Source organism: Collinsella sp. SGI.184, assembly GCF_050313415.1.
Lineage (GTDB): Bacteria > Actinomycetota > Coriobacteriia > Coriobacteriales > Coriobacteriaceae > Collinsella.
Genome location: NZ_JBNPLJ010000001.1, coordinates 1 through 23700, shown reverse-complemented (window position 1 = coordinate 23700; position 23700 = coordinate 1). Strand labels below are relative to the sequence as shown.

The following is a 23700-nucleotide window of genomic DNA, read 5'->3' as shown; positions in this document are numbered from 1 at the left end:
CGGCTACTCCCCCTCTCTGGGCAAATCATACGCACGCGCCGTCTCGTCGTACAGCGCGCGATAGTTGGCGAGCATCTGCTCGTGCAAAAAGTACGTGGCAACGCGACGCTGGCCGCGCTCCCCCATCTCGATACGGCGGGCACGGCTTGCGCACATGCGCTCCATGGCATCGGCCAAGCCCTTGCGATACATAGGCGGCGTCACAAATCCCGCCACGCCAAAGTCGTCGCCCGGCGCGCCTTCGAGCAGCTCACGGCAGCAGCCCACCTCGGTCGTCACGCAGGGACGACGCGCGGCAAGCGACTCCAGCACGCTGAGCGGCTGGCCCTCGGAGATGCTCGTCAAAATGGTAAAGTCCAGCTTTTCCATGTACTCGACCACGTTGACTCGGCCGGTAAAGATCAGGTCGCGCGCGCCCAGGGTATCGACCAGCGCATGGCACTCGGCGCCGTACTCCTCGTCGTCCACGCCGCCCATGATATGCAGGCGCACCTTAGGGACGCGCTCGTGCAGCTCAAAGAAGGCATAGATCATGGTCTTGACGTCCTTGATGGGCGCCAGGCGCACCACCGCGCCAATGTCAACCCAGCCGTCATCGGGCTTTAAGGGAATGTCCTTAAAGCGGTCGAACTGAATGCCATTGGGGATGACCAGGCATTTGTCCGCATCGCAGCCCATATCGATCTGCGTCTTGCGGGCATTGTGAAACAGGCTCGTCACGCGAAAAGCGCGACGGTAGATCTCCTCCGAAAGCAGGTAGAAAAAGCGAATCCAGCGGTCCTTAAACGACGGCACCACCCAGTCGGCGCGAATAATCTCCTCCTCGCGCTCGCGCGTGTAGATGCCGTGCTCGGTGAGCAACACCGGCGCATGATGAACGCTTGAGCCCAGGCAGGCGAGCAGGCCGCCGTAGCCGGTCGAGATGGCGTGGTACACATCGGCCACCGGCACCTCGCCGCCCAGCAGGTAGAGCACGGGCAGCAGCATGGAGCGCATGGTATGGAATGCGTCGGCAAAAGGCGTGTAGGGGTACTCGGCCAGGCACACGTCGCGAAAGATATCCATAAACGTTCGGCTCTGCAAAAACGAGAGCGGATGCACACGACGGCGCTGGAAGATATCGAACAGCACGTCCCAATCCGGATTGGAAAGTGACACCAGGCGGCGCAGCGCATCGCGCTCGCGGTCGTTAAAGTCCGCCTCTTCCTGCTCGCCCGAAAGGCGCAAGGCGTCGTCCAGAAACACCTCGTGCACCTCGACAACGTTTTTGGGCAGCTCGTAGACAAACTTGCCGCGGTCGGCCGCATGCGCGCCAATCACCCACAGCACAAACTCGTGCTCGGGCATGGCCTGTATATAGCCATGCATCCAGGTGGACACGCCACCGTGCACATAGGGGTAGCAACCTTCGAGTACCAAGCAGATTCTCATTTGTCGCTACCCTCCTTGCGCGCAATGGTCACCGTCTTGTCCGTAGCTTTGACCAGGTACAGGTCGCCCGTCAGATGCGTAATCTCGCCACCCGTGACTGCTCCCGGCTCGCCGTTATTGGCACGGAACATGAGCCACGCCTCGTCGTGAAAATTGCCCAGGTTGAGCGTCCAGGCATCCGCGCTTGTATCCACGCTCACCGTCACGGACGAAAAGCGCTGGATGGCGCCCGAGCATTCCGAGCCGGTCTGGCGGCGCAGGTCGGGCGCAGACTTGGTAAGCCAGTCCAGGTAGTCGGTCAGGCCGCCCTTATAGATCTCCCAGCCTTGCCTGGCGCCGCGATCGGGATCGAGCAAGTCGTCCGGGTGCATAAAGTGCGTACTCACATAGTGCATGTTGAGCTCGGACACGGCAGCCAGGCGCATATAGGAATCGTCGACCATGCCGCCCGAGACAATACGCGGCTGCTCCACAATGCCATCGCTCGCCACGCTAAACTCCTGCACGTACGGCAGGTCGGTACCATCCTCAAAATACGTACTGGCGATGGTCTTAATGCGCGGCACGTCCTCGCCAATAATCTTGCGAGCGCGGGCCGAAAGGATATTTGACGGCGGCACGTAGACCGAACCGTGCGCGTTGGGTAGCACCTCGTCCTGAAAGGCGATAAGCTCGTTGAGCGATGCAACAAGCGTCTCCTTGTTCTTCCACGTCTTGTAGTCGTACAGCGTGCCATAGTCGGTATCCCAGAGCGCCAGCGGCTGATGGTTGTAGCCGTGAAAGCCCAGCTCTCCGCCCATCTGCAGCAGCATGCCGCCAAAGTAGCGAAACTGCGTGGTATCGGCCTGACGCGCGGGCTCGGTCTGGTTGACCGCGTCCTCGTAGTTTTCGATCATCACACCGGTAAAGCGAATGCCGTATTTTTGCGCGAGCTTTTGCAGATCGGGCCACCAGACCTTGGCATAAAAGTCGGCGATGGAAAGCCCGTAGTCGCGCTTGATGTAGGTGCCGTCGCCCGAGGGCACGGGGCTGGGAAAGTCGTCCAGATAGAAGACGGCGCTGTTGATGACCGGATAGGCCGTGGCATCGCCGAGCAGGCTGATCGCCGCGGCGTAAAACCCGCGCATGACCTTGTCGTAGACACCGATATTACATACCACGGTGCGCCCGCTACCGCAGTCATTGGACCAAATGAGCGGGGCGCCCGCATCGCCGGTCTTAGCCCACACACGCGCCGTCTCGCGCAGCGAAACCGAAAGCGACGAATCAAAGGGGTCCGAGAGCCCGTAGCGCTCTCCCCCGCCCAGCATAAAGTTCTCACTCGGCACAATGCTTTCGGCTATTACATAGTCGTATCCGGCCGATTCAATGCCAAGCTTGGGGGCAATCACCTGCAGATAGCTCGAATTATCCGGCGGCATGGCGAGCATAAGCGAACCGCCGGCACTCACCCAACTCATAATATCGGTCAGGTGCGTACCGAGCCCATCGAGCGACGGCATGAGCAAAATCACGCGATCGAAGGACGTCAGCGAGGGAATGGCATCCGCGCCGTCCAGGGCAAGGTCCACGTCGCGGTGCGCGATCTTCATGTCGAGCAGAATCTGGTCGAACTGCTCCTTTACGTCCTCGACGCCCGTCTGATCGGAATCGGTAATGACCAGGCACGTGGGCTTTTGACCAAATATTGCCGAGGAGGCCGGCACCGCATCGTTGGCGGCAAGCATCCCCAGCTTATGCTGGCCCGCACTGTACTGCACGCCGGCACGCTCCACCAGCAGCACGGCGGCCATGGCAATAAAGACCGCCCACACCACGAGCAGGCCCATCCAGCGAAAATGGCCCGCACGGTCGCGGATATGCTGCACCACGCTCATCGGGCCTCCTCCCCGTCGCGCCAAAAAGCCAGCTCCTCGCGGTTGGCGGCGCTCAAGTACACATGCTGATTGTCGATCGCATCGATCACGCGGTGGACCTCGTCACCGTCGCGGCGCATCACGGCCAGGCGCAGGCAAAGCATCCAAACCTCCTGCTCCTCGGGCGCGTCGAGCACCAGCTGGTCGGTCACGGCCTGCGCCTCGTCGATCTGTCCGACATCGGCCAGCGCCGTCGCATACCGAATACGCAGCTCAAAGGTGTCCTCGCGCTCGCAGCGGCGCGCAAGCAGACGTGCGTACTGTTGACGCTGAATCTGAGCCACGCGCCCCTCAGCCAAACCCGAGTCTAAATACTCACCAAGAAAATCGCAGTATTCGTTGAGGTTTTGCGCGCTCGGGTCGGTCTTAAAGGCGCGCTCCAGCTGCTGCAGTTTAAGGTCGGACTCCTTGGAGATCTGCGCCACCGCCGTCGCGGCATAGTGCGCCACCTCAACGTCGTCGTTCAGCTTAGCCGCCTGCAGCTGCGCCAGGTACGCATCGGGCTCCTCGGTAAGCATGGAGAGCATGAGGCGGCGCCGGTCTGCCGGGTCGTTGACGATGAGCGCCTCCTCGAGCGGGATCACGCCCGCATCGGCTTCACGGTCGTGCACCAAGATGCTGCGATGCAGCTCGTCGTTAATGCGCAGCGACTCTAGCGTGGCGTCCTTAAGGTCCGCGCCAAACACGGCGCTACGCGTGATAAGCAGCACCACCAGCAGCGGTCCCCACAACGGCACGAGTACCATCACGGCCAGCATATGCCCGCGCACCGGCAGCAGGCCCAACTTCATAAGCGTCCACAACACCAGACAAACCAGCGCATGAATCAGCAGCAAGACGGCAGCAACGACAAGCGAGATCAAGCGACATCCCCCTCACCGTCACCGGTGTCAGCGATGTGCTGCAGAAGCGCCACGATGTCCTCGCCGTCGACGGGCTCCACCGCAATCCGCTTCGCCCTCAGGCGCTCGCGGATAATGGGCAGGTCGCTCGCCTTTGCCTGGCGCATAAGCAGGTAAAGCACGTCACCGTCGACCAGGCCCGCCGCATCGCTCTCGCGGATTGCCGACCCAATTGCGCCCACCAGCTCGCCGACAGGCTCCATGCCCGGCACCACGCGCAGGAGCAAAAAGCTGCCCATTTTGCCATCCGACAGCGCCTGCTCGGCCGCGAGCTCTTGACCAAAGGCCGCCTGCTTGAGCACGCACGTGCCATCGACGCAGCGTTTATCCTGCGCCACCGCCTCATAGTCAAAGGCACGGCCCAGCGCGCTTTCGACCAGTCCGCACAAGATGCGGAACAGGTTTTGGTAATAGAGCGTCATTTGGTTCTCGGCCGCACGACGCACAAAGATCAACACGGCGGGCGCCCCGTCGCGCTCGATCGTATATCCAAACATGGGAAGCCCCGGCGTCAGCTCGCGATTGACCCACAGGCTCGAACGACCCCCGCCGCCCAAAAGGGGTGCAAGTTGCTCAAGCGTGAGCGAGCGCGTGGCGTCTTCGGCAATCACGGGACTCGCCGCCACCAGACGTGCAAACGCCCCGCCCGAAACGTGGTAGATCGTCACCGAATTGTTTTCGAGAATCTCACCCATGAGCTCACAGCACTTGCGGTAGATGTCGCGCGGGTTGAGCACGTCGAGCTCTTGCGTCACGGCAAAGATCTTGCCAAAGCTATCGTGACGCCCCACAATCTGGCGCTTGTAGGTGCGCTTGTCCTCGATAGCATCGTGATAGAGCTGCGTGAGGAACGTATTGCGATTACGCACGAGCTCGTTTTGGTCGCGCTCCACCTTAATGGCCTCGCTGTTACGCAGCTGCACGTAGCCGCATACGGCACCCACCACAAAGTACGCGATAAACGGCAGCCAGTTGGACGGCTCGTAAAAGAGGCCCTGGAAGGTATAGCCATACTGGGTAAAGTAGCTCACAGCCAAACCCACCGATGCCAGCAGCGCCGCAGCCAGACCAAAGTCCAAGCCATACAGCGTGCCGATGAGCACGACGTAGAGCAGGCGATAATCGAGCACGTTGAGCGGGGCAGATTGCGAGAACAAATACTCCAGCACCTCGAACAGGACCCAGGCGACGCCCGTCTCCAGGCATTTAATAGGCAGCGTGTGCATCTGGATGCGGTCGATGGCGGCGCGCAAGGGGTTGACCTTCCCTGCGCGGCCAGCATCCCAGCGAGCATGAATGGTCGAAAGATCACGAAACGGGTCGTAGCGCTGAAACCAGCCATAGCGAACGCGAACGATGTCGCTGACGGGCAGGGCATAGCCGGCAGAATCGCCATAGGCAACTGAGAGCCCTGGGAACAGCGCCTTGAGGGCCTCGCCCACCTCACCTGACGTGTGATGGAAGGTATCGGCAACATCGAGCGTCTCAAAGGAGGCGTCCCAGCTGTCAAAGATGCGATGCACCAGCACCGCGAGCTCCTCGGCACACAGCAGCGGAAACGGCGCGCCCTCCGCGCCCTGCAAAGCGACCGATCCGGTTGAGCACGCGTCGAACAGCGGCACCAAAAACGGATCATCCAGCGCGGCAGACGCGGTATACAGGAACGGCACGCGCAGGATCTTGGTTTGAACGCCCTCGCGAGCAGCGTAGTAGCGGCACAGGTCGTTGGCTGCGCGCGCGATAATGCCCTTGCCCGTTCGCCCCGTGGTATCGGCGGCACCCGCGGCACCCGCGGGCCCCGCTACATACAGCAGCTGGACCCGGCGACCCGCGCACGCACGAAAGACCGAGCGCAGCAGCTCGATATCGCCCACGATATCGGTATGCGGGGTAAGGTAATTGGATAGGTAGACCACGCGGTCGAACTCGTAGGCCTGCTCCAAGTGCTGGAGGAGCTCATTCCACGAGGCATGGGGCGATGACTCGTCGCGGCGCGCTTCCGCGGCAGCGACGACCTTAACATGGTCCCCGGGGAACGCCTTGGCACAAAAGTCATCGTCAACATATGCGGTGTTGCCAACAACCAGCACCTCCATGGCGCACCCCTCCCCTTAATTCCATATTTGCCATAGTCAAACACGCGTATTGTACGCCGTCAACGCGAGCCGGGACGCCTTTAAGGCAGTTTTAAGAACATCTTCAGAGGATGAAAACCAAGCACCCTAAGGCAAAGGCACGATAAGAGACCACTCGGAAAACAACCTTTAGAGCAAATTGACCTAAATCTCCCGAACGACGAGCCCGCCCTCCAGCATGAGCTTGCGTGCACAGTTGCTGCTACGTCCAGCAATACCAAGCGAAGTGCCATAGTAATCAAGAAGGGCGAGTACCTTAGCCACCTCTGACTCGCGAACACCCTTGGCGCCGCATTGTCTGTTCCATCCCTTGCCCCCTTAACTTGCGTCCGCGACACACACGGATGCAGGGGCGTTAAGAACAGGCTTCTCGCTCGCAGCTAGCCGCAGTCGCAAAAGTACAGGCTTTTGAAGTGGGGTATGGAGATGTGCCCGCTCGCGCCGCAATTTGCGCAAGCTGGGAAAACGATCTGAATTTACCCGTATAACGAGCTTCGTCGAAAGATACGAAAAACTGTACCTTTTTGCACAACAAAAAAGGCGACCGCCCGCGAGGACGATCGCCTTTACTGCTTCTTGTGTTGTTTGTGCTAGGCGCGAGTCTTAATCTCCTCGGTCACCTTGGCCACAAACTCGTCGACGCTCATCTGAACGGTCTCGTTGGAACGATCGCGGACGGAGATGTTGCCGGCCTCGACCTCCTTCTCGCCCAGGATGAGCATGTAGGGCACGCGGTCGATGCTGCGGGCCTCGCGGATCTTGTAGCCGATCTTCTCGTCGCGGTCGTCGCAGACCACGCGAATGCCGGCCTCCTCCAGCTTGGCGCACACCTCGTGGGCGTAGTCGCGGCTCTTCTCGGAGACGGGAAGCGCCTTGACCTGCACGGGAGCCAACCAGGTGGGGAACTTGCCCGCAAAGTGCTCGATCAGAATACCGATGAAGCGCTCGATGGAGCCAAAGCACACGCGATGAAGCATAATGGGGCGCTTCTTGGTGCCATCGGCGTCCACGTACTCCAGATCAAAGTTGAGCGGCATCTGGAAGTCGAGCTGCACGGTACCGCACTGCCAGGTACGGCCGAGCGAGTCCTCCAGGTGGAAGTCGATCTTGGGGCCGTAGAAGGCGCCGTCGCCCTCGTTGACCTCGTAGTCCATGTGCAGCTGCTCCAGAGCGGTGCGCAGGCCCTCTTCGGCGCGAGCCCAGTCCTCGTCAGAACCCATGGAGTCCTCGGGGCGGGTGGAAAGCTCAACGTGATACTTAAAACCAAACTTCTGGTACACGGAGTCGATAAGGTTGACCACGCCCACAATCTCGTCGGTCAGCTGGTCGGGGCGCACAAACAGGTGGGCGTCGTCCTGGTTAAAGCAGCGCACGCGGAACAGGCCGTGCAGGGCTCCGCGCAGCTCGTGGCGGTGCACCAGGCCAATCTCGCCGGCGCGGATGGGCAGCTCGCGGTAGGAGTGCGGCTTGGAGGCGTACACCAGCACGCCGCCCGGGCAGTTCATGGGCTTAATGCAGTACTCTTCGTCGTCGATGACGGTGGAGTACATGTTGTCCTTGTAGTGGTCCCAGTGGCCCGAGGTCTTCCACAGCTGCTTGTTCATGATGAGCGGCGTGGAGATCTCCACGTAGCCGGCCTTGTGGTGGATCTCGCGCCAGTAGTCCAGCAGCGTGTTCTTAAGGATCATGCCGTTGGGCAGGAAGAACGGGAAGCCGGGGGCCTCGTCGCGCATCATAAAGAGGTCCATCTCGCGGCCGATCTTGCGGTGGTCGCGCTTCTTGGCCTCCTCCAGCATGTGCATGTGCTCGTCGAGCTCTTCCTTGGTGGCAAAGGCAACGCCGTTGATGCGGGTGAGCATCTTGTTGTCCTTGTCGCCCTTCCAGTAGGCGCCCGAGACGCCGGTGAGCTTAAAGGCCTTGAGGGCCTTGGTGTAGCAGATGTGGGGGCCGACGCACATGTCGATGTAGTCGCCCTGCTGGTAGAAGGTGATGCGGGCGTCGTCGTCCAGGTCGCCGATGTGCTCGACCTTGTACTTCTCGCCGCGCTCCTCCATAAGGGCGATGGCCTCGGCACGGGACTTCTCGTACACGGAGAACTTGAGGTTCTCCTTGACGATCTTTTTCATCTCGGCCTCGATCGCGGGGAAGTCGTCCTCGCTGATCTTGACGCCCTCGGGCAGGTCGACGTCGTAGTAAAAGCCGTTGTCGGTCGCGGGGCCGTAGGCAAAATCAGCCTGGGGGTACAGGCGCTTGATGGCCTGCGCCATGATATGCGCGGCGGAGTGGCGGATGACGTGCGTGACCTCGTCCTGCGGGAGCTCGGCCACCGAACCGTCATTGTAGAGTGCCTTCATGGGTATGTTTTCTCCTCTCGGATGCCTGGTGCAAGTGCTGCTTGGCGCCGTGCGGTGTGCATTGCGCTTGCCGGCGCGTGCGTTTTGACTTGCATCATTATAGGCAGGTTACCTAGGTATACAAGCGCCCGCCGCACCTGAATGGCACGGCGGGCGAATTTCTACGCATGCTTCATCGCGTGGGGCGCATGCGGAGCGCGCGGCGTTCGCGCGGCGCGCGGGGCCCGTGGCTTGCGGCCGGCCCGGCGATGGATGCGCTACTGGATGCGAGTTCGGCAGTAGGGGCAGACCTTCCAGTGTGCGTCGAGCGGGCGATGGCAGCTGGGGCACACGTTGCGCACCTGGGTATCGCACACCGGGCAGACCACAAAGTCCTTCTCGATGGGCGCACCGCACTGCGGGCAGGTGCCGTACTGGGCAAGCTGACGCTCGCGCAGGGCCATGTCCAGCTCCTGCTCCTCGCGGTCGGCCGCATAGGAGTGCGGGCGCAGGACCAGGTAGGCGATGAGGCCTACAAACGGGATGAGGGCAATGATGCCCCATGCCACGTAAGCGCTGGCGCCGCGGCGACGGGCGTCAATAAACACATAGACGACCGACAGCACGTACAGGGCGATGATAAAGCCAACAAAGGCATAGATGACGCCCATAAGCTGCGGCGACATGAGCTCGGAGATGTACTTGGACATAAGGTGGGCCTTTCGGGGTAGTTACAACTCGAGTTAGTGTAACACGGGGGTTAACGATTTGGCAGGTCGCAGGCATGGGCGGATAGAAACATCTCAATCTGTAACAGGTGAGAGCGGAATCCGGGTCCAGATGTTACAAAATTAGACAAACCGTTCTCTCCCAGACTTAAATCTCAATCTGTAACATCTTGGCTCCAGAATCAGTCCCTACTGTTACAGATCAAGATGAACGGTGAGCCCTCCGTTAAATATCTCAATCTGTAACAACTAGGGGCCAGAAACCCTTCTATCTGTTACAGATCAAGACAAAGGAAAATGTCCAATCTCAATATCTCAATCTGTAACAACAACTCGGCAAAAACAGGTCTAACTGTTACAGATTTAGACATTCGAAACCGACTGATGGGTTCATCTAAATCTGTAACATCTAGACCCCAAATCGATCCCAAGATGTTACAGATCGAGACAGATGACCTCTCCCTGACTTTAAATCTCAATCTGTAACACATAGGACCGATTTTCTACTCTTACTGTTACAAATCAAGACAAACAGAGGGCCCGCCTGGCAAACGTCTCGATCTGTAACATTTGGACCCAACTCTTCTGCTTACCGTTACAGAACGAGACAAACCTTTGACAACAGGGGTGCCAGACGAGGTCACCGATTGACCTGAGTCTCCCCTCGCCTGCCGTTGGCGGATGCAGCGGGGCTGTTCGCCGCATTGCCGCTGTGCGGGGGATGCGCACACCGTAGGATAGCCTTATTGACAGCCTGTCAACTCGTCTGGGAGGCACTGTGACAGAAACGTTTGATATCGCGATTGTGGGCGCGGGCATCACCGGATGCGCCATCGCACGGCAGCTCGCACGCTATGACCTGTCCATCTGCGTGGTCGAGGCGGCCAACGACATTGCCCTGGGCGCGTCGAAGGCCAACGGCGGCCTAGTGCACGCCGGCTACGATCCGGCGCCGGGCACGGTTAAGGCCCAGGTCAACGCCCGCGGCTGCGAGCTATATGGCACGTGGGCCCAGGAGCTGGGCTTTTTGTTTTGCCGCACCGGGTCCATGGTGCTGGGCTTTAGCGACCAAGACCGCGCGCAGCTGGAGCAGCTGCAAAGCAACGGGCTGGCAAACGGCGTACCCGAGTTGGCGATCATCGGGGCCGAGCGCATCCACGAGCTGGAGCCGCGCGCCAGCGCCCAGGCCACGTGCGCGCTGTGGTGTCCCTCGACCGGCTATGTCGATCCGTTTGAGGTCGCCATCGCCGCGATGGAGAACGCGGTCGCCAACGGCGTGACGTTTGTGCGCTCCGCACCGGTGGAGACGATCGAGGTAGCTCCCGGCGCTGGCGACAGGAGCGGTGACGGGACCGCTCGTTTTACGCTGGTGACACCGGCCGGTGATGTGCGCTGCCGCTATTTGATTAACGCGGCGGGCAACGGCGCCGCAGACATCTCGCATATGGTGGGCGCCGAGGAGTTCCAGATGGTCTGGCGCCAGGGCAACATTGTGGTGCTGGACAAGGAGCCGCGCGCGCTCATGCCGCTCTACCCCGTTCCCACGCCGGTTTCCAAGGGCGTCATCGTTACGGGCACCGTCCACGGCAACACCGTAATTACCGCGACGGCCGCTGTGCGCGAGGCGGGCGACACGCAGACCTATGCTGGCGACGTAAACGCGCTGCTGAGCGGCGCGCGCAAGCTGGTGCCCGATCTGGACACGCGCCGCGTGGTGCGAGCGTTTGCCGGCGGGCGTCCGGTCATTAAGGGAACGAACGACTTTTTTATTGGACAGTCCGCCGTGGTGCCGGGGCTGTTCCAGGCGGCGGGCATTCAGTCGCCGGGCGTAGCGAGCGCTCCGGCCATTGCCGAGCGAATGGAGCAGGTGCTGCGCGAGGCGGGTGTTGCTTTGCGCGAGCGGGCCGATTGGGATCCGATTCGTCGCGCGCCGGACGACTTCGACCGTGCGCCGCTTGCGCGCAAGGAAGAGCTCATTGAGTCCGACCCCGCGTGGGGGCAGATTGTCTGCCGCTGCGAGACGGTGCCCGAGGCCGAGATCGTGGCCGCGATTCGACGCCGCCCGGGTGCGGTCTCGGTCGAAGGCGTCAAACGCCGTTGCCGCGCCGGCATGGGTCGGTGCCAGAGCGGCTTTTGCCAGAGCCGCGTGGTGCGGATTCTGGCCCGCGAGCTGGGCTGCGATCCCAGCGAGGTGATGCTGGAGGACACTGGCTCGTGGCTCGTTGAGGGACCTTTGAAGGGGGTGCGCTAGGATGGCGACAAGTATCGATATGGGTGCGGTATCGGGCGTCGAGTGCACTTGCACAGATGCCGACAGGGTATCAATTGCTGCCGGCGCCGTGCAGACGCAGGCGTTCGACGTAGTCGTTATCGGCGGCGGACCTGCCGGCATGGCGGCCTCACTTGCCGCACACAAGGCCGGAGCGCGCGTGGCCATCGTGGAGCGCGAACAGCACCTGGGCGGCATCCTGCGCCAGTGCATCCACCCGGGCTTTGGCCTCTCACACTTTAAGCAGGAACTGACCGGTCCCGAGTACGCACAGCGCTTTATCGACCAGGTGCGCGAAACCGATATCGCACTGTTCCTGGACAGTATGGTGATTGGGATCGACTCAAGCGAGGAAAAAGTCGCAGGCACGGGCGCAAGTGGCGCGGCGAGCGATGCCTCGGCACACACCGTCACGCTCATGAGCCCCGCCGGCATGTTGCAGCTCACCGGGCGCGCCGTCGTCCTTGCCATGGGGTGTCGCGAGCGCACGCGCAGCGAGATCAAGATTCCCGGCAGCCGCCCCGCCGGCGTGTTTACCGCCGGCCTGGCGCAGCGATACATCAACATCGACAACCTCAAGCCCGGCTCGCGCGCCGTCATTTTAGGCTCGGGCGACATTGGGCTCATCATGGCGCGTCGCTGCACGCTCGAGGGGATTTCGGTCGAGGGCGTGTACGAGCTTATGCCATACGCCAACGGCCTGCGCCGCAATGTAAAGAATTGCCTGGACGATTTTGGCATTCCGCTGCACCTGTCCACCACCGTCACACGCGTGATTGGGCACGACCGCGTGGAGGCCGTCGAGGTGAGCCAGGTCGACGAAAATCTGGTGCCCATTCCGGGGACCGAGCGCATCGTTCCGTGCGACACACTGCTGCTTTCGGTAGGTTTGATTCCCGAGAACGAGCTTTCGGTAGGCGCGGGTGTTGAGCTTGACCCACGCACGCGCGGCGCCGTGGTGGACCAGAGCCTGCAGACGGGCGTGCCAGGCATCTTTGCCTGCGGCAACGTGCTGCACGTGCACGACCTGGCCGATAACGTGACGGCCGAGTCCGAGCGTGCCGGTGCGGCTGCAGCGACGTACGCGCTGGGGACCGGCACGGATGTCGAGACGGGCGCTGGCTGCCAGCTCACGGTCTCCCCTGCCGACATTGCCGGCTACGCGCTGCCGGGACGCATTACGGCCGTGGCACTCACCAGGCTCAACTTCCGCGTGCGCCGGCCGGTCGATGCCGCCCGCGTGCGCATTCTGGCGGACGACGAGGAACTGCTTACGGGCAAGGTCCGCGCGTTTAAACCGAGCGTTATGGAAAGCTTCCCGCTGCCGGCAAAGGTGATACAGCGAGCGCTCGACCTGGGTGCCAGCGAGATTATCCTTTCCGTCGAGCCCGTCGAGGAGGCATAGCCATGAGCACAAATGCGATCGAGACGCTACAGTTCAACTGCACCACCTGCCCATCCGAGTGCCTCCTTACGGTGGAAGTGGAGCGCGGGGCCGACGACCGCGTGGCGACGGTGCGCGCCGTGACCGGCAACAGCTGCCCGCGCGGCGATAAGTTCGCACATCAGGAGCTCACCTGCCCCATGCGCGTCCTCACTACCACCGTGGCAGTATCAGGCGGCGACGAGGCACTGCTGCCCGTTCGCACGGCCGAAGCCATCCCGCTCGAACTCCATGCCCAGACCATGGACCTCATCCGCGGCCTAGTGGTCAAAGCCCCCATCCGCATGGGCGATGTAGTCCTCCCCAACCTCCTAGACACCGGTACCGACCTCATCGCCAGCATGGACATCGATCCGGCCTAAGCAGCTCGTTTGGGACGGTGCTCTTTTAGCTACCCCGCATCCGCCCCGCCCCTCCTCAATTGCGGTGAAATAATTCCCGATTTCCGCCAAAACCCCGGCATCAAGGAACTATTCCACCGCAACTTGCCTTGGGATCGGTATTTAGCTTGTGCCTACTTTAGTGCCATTTCATAACTATGCCGGATTACGGGGCTGATTCGGAGACCCCCACCCATACCGGCAATTTTCGATTTTTGATAAGCCTTCTACCTGCGGTTTTAATTTCGCGATTTTTCCCATGGTCAAGTAATACAGGTCCAGCCCCGTAATCCGCCATAGTTTTGAAACCAGCCCATTTGGGACGGGACCATATTGACTACTTTTACCTATCAGCTCGCATGTTTGACGCAGCTAAAATAGCCCCGTCCCAAATTGACTACCCTGGCATTGGGGATACCATGGTGGCAACCTAACGAAAGGACGATGTATGGCACATGTCGATGACCAGCGCGTGGCACGCGTGCTCGATGCGCTCGAGGCTCAGCACCCCGGCGCGCAGCTGCTCGTAAACGACCCGTGGTCGATTTATTACCTGACCGGCTTTTATGCCGATATGTTCGAGCGTTTTTGCGGCGTACTGCTCGCACGCGGTAGCGAGCCCGTGATCTTGGTCAACGCGCTGCATCAGTTGCCCGAGTATGACAATGCCCGCGTCGCGTACCACACCGATACCGACGTCGTGGCCGACGCCATCGCTCGCGAGGTTGATCCGACCAAACCGCTCGGCATCGACACCGTCATGCGCTCCGGCTTCTTGATGCCCCTCATGGATCGTCATGCCGCGAGCGAATTCTTCCTAGGCGATTTTGCCGTGACCGCCGCGCGAACCTACAAAGACGCCGCCGAGCAGGAGCTTATGCGCGTGTCCTCGGCCGCTAACGACGCCGTGATGGCCGACGCGATCGAGCTCGTCCACGAAGGCGTGACAGAGCGCGAGATCGCCGACCAGATGCTTGGCCTGTATCGCAAGCACGATTGCGAGGGCTTTAGCTTTCCGCCCATCGTGAGCTTTGGCGCCAACGCCGGCGACCCGCACCACGAGCCAGACGATACGGTACTCAAGCGTGGCGACGTGGTGCTGTTCGACATTGGCGGGCGTCGTCGCAACTACTGCTCGGACATGACGCGCGCGTTCTTTTGGGGCGAGCCGGACGAGGAGACGGCACGCATCTACGACATCGTGCGCCGCGCCAACGAGGCCGCCGAGGCGCTCATCGCACCGGGCGTGCGTATGTGCGATCTGGACCGTGCCGCGCGCGACGTGATTGAGGACGCGGGTTATGGCAAGTACTTTACGCACCGTCTGGGACACTCGATCGGCCTGCAAGACCACGAGCCGGGCGACGTCTCGCTCGTCAACGAGCAGGTCGTGGAGCCGGGCATGACGTTTTCCATCGAGCCGGGCATCTACCTCCCCGGCCGAACCGGCGTCCGCATCGAGGACCTTGCCCTGGTCACCGAGAGCGGCGTCGAGGTCCTCAACGCCTACCCCCACGATCCGGTCCGCCTAGACTAGGCAATGCGGCAAAGGGACAGCCCCTTTGCCGCATCACATGAATGCCGCCACGAAATGGGCCTATCTACTACGTTTAACCCGCATGGGGCGACCATGCGGGTATTTTTTGAAAATTGGCAAGCCTTCTACCTGCGGTTTTGATTTTGCGATTCTCGGCATGGTTGAGGGTAGCCGGTCAAACGTAGTAGATAGGCCCATTTCGTGGCGAGCAGGCAAACTAGCTACCCTACGGAAGGGATCTAGCGGAGCAGACCGGCAACTTCGCCGGCCAGGGTGATGGTACCTGCTGCTACGAAGGGCTCGCCTGCAGCCTCAAAGGCTGCGAGGGCCTCGGACACGCTGGGGTACACGCCTGCGAGCTTATCGGAATCCACCAGGGCAGCAAGCTCCTCCGCCGGCAGGGCGCGATCGGAATCGGTCTGTGTGACGACCACGCGCGGGAAGGCCGGGATCAGCACGTCGACGATACCCGCCACGTCCTTGTCTGCCAGCGCGGCGCACAGCAACGTGGGGCGATTCTCTACGCACGGATCGATCTCGTCCAAGGCGCTCACAAAGTTCTCGCAGCTCTGGGGGTTATGGCAGGCGTCGATCAGCTTGAGCGGGTCGGTTCCCAACACATCAAAACGGCCCGGCGTGGCACAGCCCATAAGCGAAGCATCAAGCGCCTCGTGGTCGAGCTCGCGACCCAGATACCCCTCGCAGAGCATAATCGCGCACGCGGCATTCTGCGGCTGATACGCCGGCTTAACCATGCTCGACGTATAAATCGCACGCGGCGTGGTGCAGCTAAACTCAACCGTATTGCCCACATGCGCCGGCACCTTGGTCGTGGCGTGGCTCACCACCAGCGGCACCACACCACACTCGCGACAACGGGTGTCCATAACGCGCTGAACGCTCGGCTCATGCGTGCCCTCGCCCAGCACAACCAGGCGTCCGGGCTTAATGACGGCGGCCTTCTCCCCCGCAATGGCCTCGAGCGTATCGCCCAGAATGCGCGTGTGGTCGAGTCCGATGCCCGTGATGGCAACGGCAACAGGATCGGTCGCGCTCGTGGCGTCCCAGCGACCGCCCATGCCGACCTCGAGCACGGCGACATCCACGCGAGCCTCGGCAAACACCACAAGCGCGGCGGCCGTCAGCAGGTCAAACGGCGTGATGGTATAGGCACGCTCCCCCGCCACCACGCGGCGCGCATTCACTCGATGCCCCGCCTCAACAGCAGCAGAAACGCCACGGGCAAACGCCTCATCGCTCACGACGTGCCCATCGACCTCCATGCGCTCGGGATAGCGAACAAGCTGCGGCGACGTATAAAGCGCAGCCTTGAGCCCCTCGCCGCGAAGGATAGCAGCCGAAAAACGCGCCGTCGAAGTCTTGCCATTGGTACCGGCAACCTGAATGCAATCAAAGTACTCGTCCGGCCGCCCCAGCTCATCGAGCATATCGACAACCGTCTCGAGCAGAGGACCAGCATCCCCAGAAATCCGCCCCGTATCGGCAGCAAGCCCCACAGCCTCACTAAACGAAAGCAAATCAAACGAGAAAGGAACGACATACGACCCAGAACGCTTAGCCATAACCCAAAGTCCCCTCAACATAAAAAGAGGCCCGAATCAACAACGAGCCCTTCCCATTCAAAATATCAGCCAAACACCGCTTTGCAGCAGAATCAAGGCCACAGCCAAGTGGCCTAACCCACCAGTTGCAAACAACCACGTAAACGACCTGGGAGCGGTTTGGGGCTTTGCTCGATACAAGTTCCGCACGAGCCGAAGGCCACTTAATGTGGCCTTCGTGCGAGCAGGACTGTCCGCAGTAGCGAGCAATGCCCCAAACCGCGCCCCTCAGTAAGCCCTACGAGAAGTCAGCAACCTGAGCAGTCAGCGCCTCCAGGATCTCCTTGAGCTCAGCTGCACGGTCCCTCTTCTTCTGGACCACCGCGGGCGCGGCCTTGGCCACAAAGCCCTCGTTGGCGAGCGTCTTCTCGCAGCCGGCGAGCTCCTTCTGGGCCGCGGCAATCTCCTTCTCCAGACGTGCCTTCTCGGCCGAAAGGTCAACCTTGCCCTCGAGCACCACAAAGACCTCGACGCCGCTGTCGACCACGGCGATGCTCGCGGCCGGCTTCTCAACATCGGTACCCATGACCAGCGAGGCGGTATTGGCCAGCGGCTCGATGGTCGAGCGCAGGCTCTCGAGCTTCTCGATGTCCTCGACACCGGCACGCACGACCACGTCGAGCTCGGCCTTGGGGCTCAAGCGATAACGCGAACGCGTGGCACGGGCGGCAGAAACAACGGTGCGACACAGCTCAAACGCGCGCTCGGCGTCCTCGTCGACATACTTGACATAGTCGGCAGGCTCGGGCCACTTGGCGATCATGAGCGCCTCGGCGCGGTCCACGTTGCCCTCGGCGTCCAGGTCGAGCACGCTCGCCGGCATGTTGTCCCAGATCTCCTCGGTGACAAACGGCATGAGCGGGTGCATCAGGCGAATAGAGGTATCGAGCACAAAGATCAGGTTTCGCTGCGCCTGCAGACGGCCCTCGCCCTTCAGGCGCGCCTTGGTGACTTCGACGTACCAGTCGCAGACCTCGTTCCAGAAGAACTGCTGAACACCGCGGGCCATGTCGCCAAAGGTGTAGTTCTCGATGCCCTCGGTGACCATCTTGACGGCCTTGGCCAGACGGCTGAACATCCAGGCGTCGGCCGGCGTCTCCACGACGGGCTCGCCGGGCGTGTAGCCCTCCATGTTCATAAGCAGGAAGCGGCTGGCGTTCCAAATCTTGGTCACAAACGACTTAGCCTGCTCGGTACGCGGGCTGTCGATAAGCTTCTTGGTCTTCTTGTCGATGTTCGCGTCAAACTTGACGTCCTGGTTGTTGGTGCAGAGCGTCAGCAGGTTGAAGCGCATGGCGTCGGCGCCGTACATGCCAATGAGGTCCATGGGGTCAACGCCGTTGCCCTTGGACTTGGACATGCGGCTGCCGTCCTTGGCGAGAATCGTCGGGTAGATGACGACGTCCTTAAACGGCACCTCGTCCAGGAAGTACAGCGAGCTCATGACCATGCGGGCGACCCACAGCGCGATGATGTCGCGCGCGGTGACGAGTGCCGTCGTGGGGTGATGCCCCTCGAGCAGCTCCGGCTTTTGGGGCCAGCCCTGCGTGGCGAAAGTCCACAGCTGCGAGCTGAACCAGGTGTCCAGCACGTTCTCGTCCTGATGCACGTGATGACCGCCGCACTTAGGGCACACGTCGGTGTCCTCGGTAAGGGCATCCTCCCAGCCGCAGTCCTCGCAGTAGAACACGGGAATACGGTGGCCCCACCAAAGTTGGCGGCTGATGCACCAGTCCTTGAGGTTCTCCATCCAGGTGGTATAGGTCTGCGTCCAACGCGCGGGGTGGAAGGTCACCTTGCCGGAGTTGACGGCGTCGAGCGCCGGTCCCTTGAGCTTGTCGACGGCCACAAACCACTGCTCGGACAGCCACGGCTCCAGTGCGGAGTCGCAACGGTAGCAGTGCATGACGGAGTGATCGTGATCCTCGACGTGATCGAGCAGGTCGTGCTCCTCAAACCACTTGATGACGGCCTCGCGGCACTCCTCGCGGGTCATGCCGGTAAACTCGCCGTAGCCCTCGACGACCACCGCATGCTCGTCAAAGATGTTGATCTGCGGCAGGTCGTGGGCCTGACCCATGGCGTAGTCGTTGGGGTCGTGGGCCGGGGTGACCTTGACAAAGCCGGAGCCAAAGTTGGCGTCGACATGCCAATCCTCAAAGATGGGGATCTCACGGTCGACGATGGGGAGCTTGACGGTCTTACCCACAAAGGCGGCCTTCTCGGGGTCCTTCGGGGAGACGGCCACGCCCGTGTCGCCGAGCATGGTCTCGGGGCGCGTAGTGGCGACGACGATGTAGTCCTGGCCGTTGACCGGCTCGGTCAGCGGGTAGCGCAGGTGCCACAGGTGACCCTTCTCGTCCTTGTACTCGGCCTCGTCGTCCGAGATGGCGGTGGTGCAGTTGGGGCACCAGTTGACGATGCGCTTGCCGCGGTAGATCAGGCCGTCGTGGTACCAGTCGCAGAACACCTTGCGGACGGCCTGGGCGTAGTCCTCGTCCATGGTAAAGCGCTCGTTATCAAAGTCGACGGAGCAGCCCATACGCTTGATCTGCTCGACGATGATGCCGCCGTACTCGTGGGTCCAATCCCAGCAGGCGTCGACAAACTTATCGCGGCCGATCTCCAGGCGGCTGATGCCCTCGCTCTTGAGCTTCTTGTCGACCTTGGTCTGCGTGGCGATACCGGCGTGGTCGGTACCGAGCACCCAGCGGGTGGACCTGCCGCGCATGCGGGCCATGCGGATGATGGCATCCTGGATGGAATCGTCGGTGGCGTGACCCATGTGGAGCTTGCCGGTCACGTTGGGAGGCGGAATGGTGACAGTGCAGTCGCCCACGCCCTCACGGCGCTTGTAGTAGCCGCCGTCGAGCCACTTCTGCAGGATCGCCGGCTCGTTGGTCGACGGATCGTAGTTTTTGGGCATCTCTTCCATATATCTCTCCCGTCCCACCGGGGAGGAATGGAGGCCCGCCAGGGTCTGCATTCCTCCCCTTAGGTATCGATTACTTCAGTCTGTAATGACTTCACTTAGGCTTAAACAATCACACAGAATAACACAGGTAGTTGGGGTTATTGCGTATATATAAAATAGCCTCCGACCGCGGGTGGTCGGAGGCTATTCAAATTCACATTTGCGAAACCTACCATTTAGGGACAGGTTTATTTTGGTCGGTTTCATATGGGCAAACGTCATTCTCCCTGATAAAACCTGCCAAAATAAACCTGTTCCTTTTTGGCAGGTTTACCCGTAGATGCGCTGGGGCTGCTCGGTGCCCTTTACGGAGGCTTCGGTCACGATGACCTTGGCGACTCCTTCCTCGCTCGGCAGGTCGAACATCGTCTGCTGCAGCACGTCCTCGCAGATGGAGCGCAGGCCGCGGGCGCCGGTCTTGCGGGCAAGCGCCATGCGAGCAATCTCGTGCAGGGCGGCGTCCTCAAACTCAAGTTCAACGTCCTCGAGCTGGAACATCTTGCGGTACTGACGCACAACGGCGTTCTTTGGCTCGATCAGGATCGACACCAGGTCGTCCTCGTCGAGCGCCTGTGTCTGGGTGACGACGGGCGTACGTCCCACAAACTCGGGGATCATACCAAAGGCGTTGAGGTCCTGCGGGAGCACCTGACGCAGCAGGTCGTTCTCGTCGACCGAGGTGGGGCCGGCGATCTCGGAGTTAAAGCCCACGCCCTTGTTGCCCACGCGATCGGCGATAATCTTGTCCAGACCCACAAAGGCACCGCCGCAGATAAACAAGATATTGGTCGTGTCGATCTGCAGCAGCTCCTGCTGGGGGTGCTTGCGGCCGCCGGTGGGCGGAACGCTTGCCACCGTGCCCTCAAGGATCTTAAGCAGCGCCTGCTGAACGCCCTCGCCCGAAACGTCGCGGGTGATGGAGAGGTTCTCGGCCTTGCGGGCGATCTTGTCGATCTCGTCCACGTAGATGATGCCGACCTGCGCACGCTCGATATCGCCATCGGCAGCATTGATGAGCTTGAGCAGGATGTTCTCCACGTCCTCGCCCACGTAACCGGCCTCGGTGAGTGCGGTGGCGTCGGCGATGGCAAACGGCACCTCGAGGATGCGCGCGAGCGTCTGGGCGAGCAAGGTCTTACCGGTACCGGTGGGACCGAGCAGCAAGATGTTGGACTTGGCGAGCTCCACCTCGTCCATATCGTCGTCGAGCCGCGAACCCGCACCCGAGGCCTCGTCAAAGGCCGAAAGCGCGGCGCCGCCCTCGATCACGCGACGGTAGTGGTTGTACACGGCAACCGACATGGCGCGCTTGGCGTCTTCCTGACCCATGACATAGGCCGAAAGCTCGTCATAGATCTCGTGCGGGGTCGGCACGTGCGTGATGACCTGACGTACGTCGTCCTCGAGTTCAAAGCCCTCGGCCTCGGGATCCATGGCAGGCTGCCCGGCAGCCTGACCGTGGTCGTTGAGGAAGCCCGGCAGCTTGCCGTTGCAGGCGGCATCCATAAAGTCCGAAGCCAGCGACTCCTCCAAGATCTCGGAGCAGGCGGCAACGCACTCGTCGCAGATAAAGATGTTGGTGGGGCCCTTTACAAGGCGGCGCACCTGACCCTGCTCTTTTCCGCAGAAGGAGCAGCGGATGGGGTTGCCGTTCTCGTCAAAGTTGTCCTGCATGTTACCGGCCATCCTAGGCGTCCTTCGCGGCAAGATCGCGCGAGGTAACGATACGGTCGATCAGGCCGTAGTCAAGCGCCTCGGCAGCGGTCAGGTAGTTGTCGCGCTCGGTATCGGCCTGGACCTTCTCGATCGGCTGGCCCGAGGCGTCGGACAAGATCTGGTTGAGCTCGCGACGGGTCTTCTTGATCTCCTCGGCCACGATCTCGATCTCGGTCTGCTGACCCTGGGCACCGCCACTGGGCTGGTGAATCATGACCTTGGAGTGCGGCAGGCAGAAGCGCTTGCCCTTGGCGCCGGCCGAAAGCAGCACGGCGGCCATAGACGCGGCCATACCGACGCAAATGGTGGAGACCTGCGGCTTGATAAAGTTCATAGTGTCCAGAATCGCCAGGCCGGAGTAGACCTCGCCACCGGGCGAATTGATGTAGAGCGAGATATCCTTCTCGGCATCCTGGCTCTCAAGATGCAGCAGCTGGGCAACGACCAGGTTGGCGCTGACGGAGTTGATCTCCTCGCCCAAGAAGATGATGCGGTCGTTGAGCAGGCGCGAATAGATATCGTAGCTGCGCTCGCCGCGCGGCGTCTGCTCGATAACGTATGGCACGAGGGCGGAATCGAACTTAGCGATCATACGCATCTCCATTTCTCTCTTGCGGACCAAATTGGTTCTAGATAAACGTACGGTGCCCGCATGCTATGCATTGGCTGGCACCGTACGAAGCAACCGAATAACCGGTTTATAACTTTACCCCATCACGGGCGCCTGCATGCGCTCGCGGGAAAGGTGGCGAGAATTACTCGGCGTCCTTGGCGGTCTCGTCGACCTCGGTCACCTTGGCGTTCTCGACCAGGTGGTCGACGGCCTTGGAGCGACGGATGGACTCGCGGACGGCAGGCATGCGTCCATCGGCGATGAACTCGGCCTTGGAAGCCTCGACGTCCTTGACGCCAGCCTTCTCGAACTCGGCGTTGACGTCGTCCTCGGTGACCTCGATCTTGAGCTCACGGGCGAGGGCGTCGAGCGCCAGGGACTCGCGGGCAACGTCGTTGGCCTGCTTGTGCAGGTCGCCGATGAACTGCTCCATGGTCAGGCCGGAAGCGGGCAGCCAGGTGTCCAGCGTCATGCCGCGGGCAGCGAGGTTGGACAGGAAGTTCTGGCCAAGCTCCTCAAAGACAGACTGCTCGTAGTCGGCGTCCATCTCCTCGAGCTGCAGACGCTCGGCGAGAGCGGCGACGCAACGGTTCTCCTTCTCGGCCGGAAGGCGGGAAGCCTTGTCCTGCTCGATCTCGAGCTTGATGGCGTCGCGCATAGCGTCGATGCTGTCGAAGCCAAAGTCGGACTTGACAAGCTCGTCGGTGAGCTCGGGGGTGTTGCGGACCTTGATGCCCTTGACGGTGACCTCGACGGTGTGGGTCTCGGCCTCCATGCCCTCCTCGACCTCGTCGGTCCAGGTGACGGTCTTGACGTCGTCGACGTTAGCACCGATCAGAGCCTCGTTGAACTCCTTGGGGTTGCTGTCGCTACCGGCGATGAGCATGCGGCCCTCGGCAGCGAAGTTGTCGGCGTTCTCGACGGCCTTGAGGTCGACGGTAACGTAGTCCTCGGCCTCGACGGCACGATCCTCGACGTCCTCGAAGGTGGCACGGTAGTTGAGGAGCATCTCGACCTGGTTGTTGATCTCGGACTCGGTGACCTCCGCGGGAGGCATCTCGATCTCGACAGCGTCGTAGGAGGAGAGCTCGGCGGCAGGACGCAGAGAGAACTCGACGGTGTAGGTGTAGTCCTCGTGATCCTTGGCGAGGTCGAGCTCCTTGTAGTCACCGTTCTTGGTGGGGACGATGTCCAGCTCGTTGAGGACGGCGGGCTCGTTGGCGGCGATCAGATCGTTGGTGGCCTGAGCGAGGGTGGCTTCGGCGCCAAGAGCAGCGTCGATGACCGGACGGGGAGCCTTGCCGGCACGGAAGCCCGGGAAGCGGTACTTCTTGGCGGTGTCCTTGTAGGCCTTCTTGATCGCGGCGTCGACGTCGGCGGCCGGGATGGTGACCGTAGCGGTGAGCTTGGCGTCCTTGACGTCAGAAGCGGTGATGTTCAACACGTTCCTCCTCATACTGCCCAGCTTATCTGAGGTGCTGGTACCTTTATGCAACAAAGTGTCGCGACGGCCGAGGCCGACGCAGGTGCGTTGGTGCGGGCGAAAGGACTCGAACCTTCACGGGAATCCCACCAGAACCTAAATCTGGCGCGTCTACCAATTCCGCCACGCCCGCATGAGCGCACAGACTAGGAATGATAGCAGATACGAACGGCAAGCGCACGCACACCTTTTTAGGCCCACGACCTCACCACGAGTT

15 protein-coding genes and 1 tRNA gene are annotated in these 23700 nt (G+C 61.3%); 4 read left to right on the top strand and 12 right to left on the bottom strand.

All coding sequences use genetic code 11. The annotated features are described in order from the left end of the window. Nucleotides 1-3: 3 nt before the first annotated feature. The 6 genes from pelF to ACQRAJ_RS00055 all read right to left on the bottom strand — a co-directional run bounded on the left by pelF (nucleotide 4) and on the right by ACQRAJ_RS00055 (nucleotide 9427). Nucleotides 4-1431 (bottom strand): GT4 family glycosyltransferase PelF, encoded by a 1428-nt coding sequence (gene pelF, locus ACQRAJ_RS00080; RefSeq protein ID WP_427747310.1) that lies wholly within the window; start codon nucleotides 1429-1431, stop codon nucleotides 4-6. Further along, on the bottom strand, nucleotides 1428-3308 hold the full coding sequence (locus tag ACQRAJ_RS00075; protein WP_427747309.1) for a DUF2194 domain-containing protein: 1881 nt from the start codon (nucleotides 3306-3308) through the stop codon (nucleotides 1428-1430). Before ACQRAJ_RS00075 ends, pelF begins: the two co-directional genes overlap by 4 nt. Next, a complete protein-coding gene (locus ACQRAJ_RS00070) occupies nucleotides 3305-4210 on the bottom strand; it encodes a hypothetical protein (RefSeq protein ID WP_427747307.1) in 906 nt (301 codons plus the stop codon). The genes ACQRAJ_RS00075 and ACQRAJ_RS00070 overlap by 4 nt, the downstream gene beginning before the upstream one ends. Then, nucleotides 4207-6345 carry a DUF4118 domain-containing protein gene (locus ACQRAJ_RS00065; protein WP_427747305.1) on the bottom strand — a complete coding sequence of 713 codons (2139 nt, stop codon included), beginning with the start codon at nucleotides 6343-6345 and terminating at the stop codon, nucleotides 4207-4209. Before ACQRAJ_RS00065 ends, ACQRAJ_RS00070 begins: the two co-directional genes overlap by 4 nt. Nucleotides 6346-6974: 629 nt before the next feature. Then, the gene (gene thrS, locus ACQRAJ_RS00060) at nucleotides 6975-8738 is read right to left on the bottom strand and encodes a threonine--tRNA ligase (RefSeq protein ID WP_427747304.1); all 1764 of its coding nucleotides are present in this window, start codon (nucleotides 8736-8738) and stop codon (nucleotides 6975-6977) included. Between the two features lie 257 nt (nucleotides 8739-8995). Continuing rightward, nucleotides 8996-9427: a double zinc ribbon domain-containing protein gene (locus ACQRAJ_RS00055; protein ID WP_006234085.1), complete on the bottom strand. Its 432-nt coding sequence runs from the start codon at nucleotides 9425-9427 to the stop codon at nucleotides 8996-8998. Between the two features lie 796 nt (nucleotides 9428-10223). On the opposite strand from ACQRAJ_RS00055, the gene ACQRAJ_RS00050 reads away from it, so the two are divergent. The 4 genes from ACQRAJ_RS00050 to ACQRAJ_RS00035 all read left to right on the top strand — a co-directional run bounded on the left by ACQRAJ_RS00050 (nucleotide 10224) and on the right by ACQRAJ_RS00035 (nucleotide 15075). Further along, a complete protein-coding gene (locus ACQRAJ_RS00050) occupies nucleotides 10224-11696 on the top strand; it encodes an NAD(P)/FAD-dependent oxidoreductase (protein WP_427747303.1) in 1473 nt (490 codons plus the stop codon). 1 nt (nucleotide 11697) lies between these two features. Continuing rightward, entirely contained in the window at nucleotides 11698-13119 is a 1422-nt protein-coding gene (locus tag ACQRAJ_RS00045; RefSeq protein ID WP_427747301.1) for an NAD(P)/FAD-dependent oxidoreductase, read from the top strand. Between the two features lie 2 nt (nucleotides 13120-13121). After that, a complete protein-coding gene (locus tag ACQRAJ_RS00040; protein WP_427728710.1) occupies nucleotides 13122-13520 on the top strand; it encodes a DUF1667 domain-containing protein in 399 nt (132 codons plus the stop codon). 466 nt (nucleotides 13521-13986) lie between these two features. After that, complete coding sequence (locus ACQRAJ_RS00035; protein WP_427747300.1) at nucleotides 13987-15075, top strand: M24 family metallopeptidase; 1089 nt, start codon at nucleotides 13987-13989, stop codon at nucleotides 15073-15075. A 239-nt stretch (nucleotides 15076-15314) separates the two neighbouring features. Here the strand turns inward: ACQRAJ_RS00035 and ACQRAJ_RS00030 are convergent, their stop codons facing one another. The 6 genes from ACQRAJ_RS00030 to ACQRAJ_RS00005 all read right to left on the bottom strand — a co-directional run bounded on the left by ACQRAJ_RS00030 (nucleotide 15315) and on the right by ACQRAJ_RS00005 (nucleotide 23616). Further along, nucleotides 15315-16658: a bifunctional folylpolyglutamate synthase/dihydrofolate synthase gene (locus ACQRAJ_RS00030; RefSeq protein WP_427747298.1), complete on the bottom strand. Its 1344-nt coding sequence runs from the start codon at nucleotides 16656-16658 to the stop codon at nucleotides 15315-15317. Between the two features lie 277 nt (nucleotides 16659-16935). Further along, entirely contained in the window at nucleotides 16936-19632 is a 2697-nt protein-coding gene (locus ACQRAJ_RS00025; RefSeq protein ID WP_427747297.1) for a valine--tRNA ligase, read from the bottom strand. 309 nt (nucleotides 19633-19941) lie between these two features. Next, complete coding sequence (gene clpX, locus ACQRAJ_RS00020; protein WP_427747296.1) at nucleotides 19942-21357, bottom strand: ATP-dependent Clp protease ATP-binding subunit ClpX; 1416 nt, start codon at nucleotides 21355-21357, stop codon at nucleotides 19942-19944. A 1-nt stretch (nucleotide 21358) separates the two neighbouring features. After that, nucleotides 21359-21979, bottom strand: coding sequence for an ATP-dependent Clp protease proteolytic subunit (locus ACQRAJ_RS00015; RefSeq protein ID WP_022095182.1), 621 nt, complete (start codon nucleotides 21977-21979; stop codon nucleotides 21359-21361). 163 nt (nucleotides 21980-22142) lie between these two features. Continuing rightward, nucleotides 22143-23444, bottom strand: a complete 1302-nt coding sequence (gene tig, locus ACQRAJ_RS00010) for a trigger factor (RefSeq protein WP_427747295.1) — start codon at nucleotides 23442-23444, stop codon at nucleotides 22143-22145. A gap of 88 nt (nucleotides 23445-23532) precedes the next feature. Next, nucleotides 23533-23616 (bottom strand) — tRNA-Leu (locus ACQRAJ_RS00005). Between the last annotated feature and the right edge of the window lie 84 nt (nucleotides 23617-23700).

What these genes read in the sequence shown, in the direction of transcription:
- pelF (WP_427747310.1), bottom strand. Translation starts at nt 1,431, where the DNA reads ATGAGAATCTGCTTGGTACTCGAAGGTTGCTACCCCTATGTGCACGGT.
- ACQRAJ_RS00075 (WP_427747309.1), bottom strand. Translation starts at nt 3,308, where the DNA reads ATGAGCGTGGTGCAGCATATCCGCGACCGTGCGGGCCATTTTCGCTGG.
- ACQRAJ_RS00065 (WP_427747305.1), bottom strand. Translation starts at nt 6,345, where the DNA reads ATGGAGGTGCTGGTTGTTGGCAACACCGCATATGTTGACGATGACTTT.
- thrS (WP_427747304.1), bottom strand. Translation starts at nt 8,738, where the DNA reads ATGAAGGCACTCTACAATGACGGTTCGGTGGCCGAGCTCCCGCAGGAC.
- ACQRAJ_RS00055 (WP_006234085.1), bottom strand. Translation starts at nt 9,427, where the DNA reads ATGTCCAAGTACATCTCCGAGCTCATGTCGCCGCAGCTTATGGGCGTC.
- ACQRAJ_RS00045 (WP_427747301.1), top strand. Translation starts at nt 11,698, where the DNA reads ATGGCGACAAGTATCGATATGGGTGCGGTATCGGGCGTCGAGTGCACT.
- ACQRAJ_RS00040 (WP_427728710.1), top strand. Translation starts at nt 13,122, where the DNA reads ATGAGCACAAATGCGATCGAGACGCTACAGTTCAACTGCACCACCTGC.
- ACQRAJ_RS00035 (WP_427747300.1), top strand. Translation starts at nt 13,987, where the DNA reads ATGGCACATGTCGATGACCAGCGCGTGGCACGCGTGCTCGATGCGCTC.
- ACQRAJ_RS00030 (WP_427747298.1), bottom strand. Translation starts at nt 16,658, where the DNA reads ATGGCTAAGCGTTCTGGGTCGTATGTCGTTCCTTTCTCGTTTGATTTG.
- ACQRAJ_RS00025 (WP_427747297.1), bottom strand. Translation starts at nt 19,632, where the DNA reads ATGGAAGAGATGCCCAAAAACTACGATCCGTCGACCAACGAGCCGGCG.
- clpX (WP_427747296.1), bottom strand. Translation starts at nt 21,357, where the DNA reads ATGGCCGGTAACATGCAGGACAACTTTGACGAGAACGGCAACCCCATC.
- ACQRAJ_RS00015 (WP_022095182.1), bottom strand. Translation starts at nt 21,979, where the DNA reads ATGATCGCTAAGTTCGATTCCGCCCTCGTGCCATACGTTATCGAGCAG.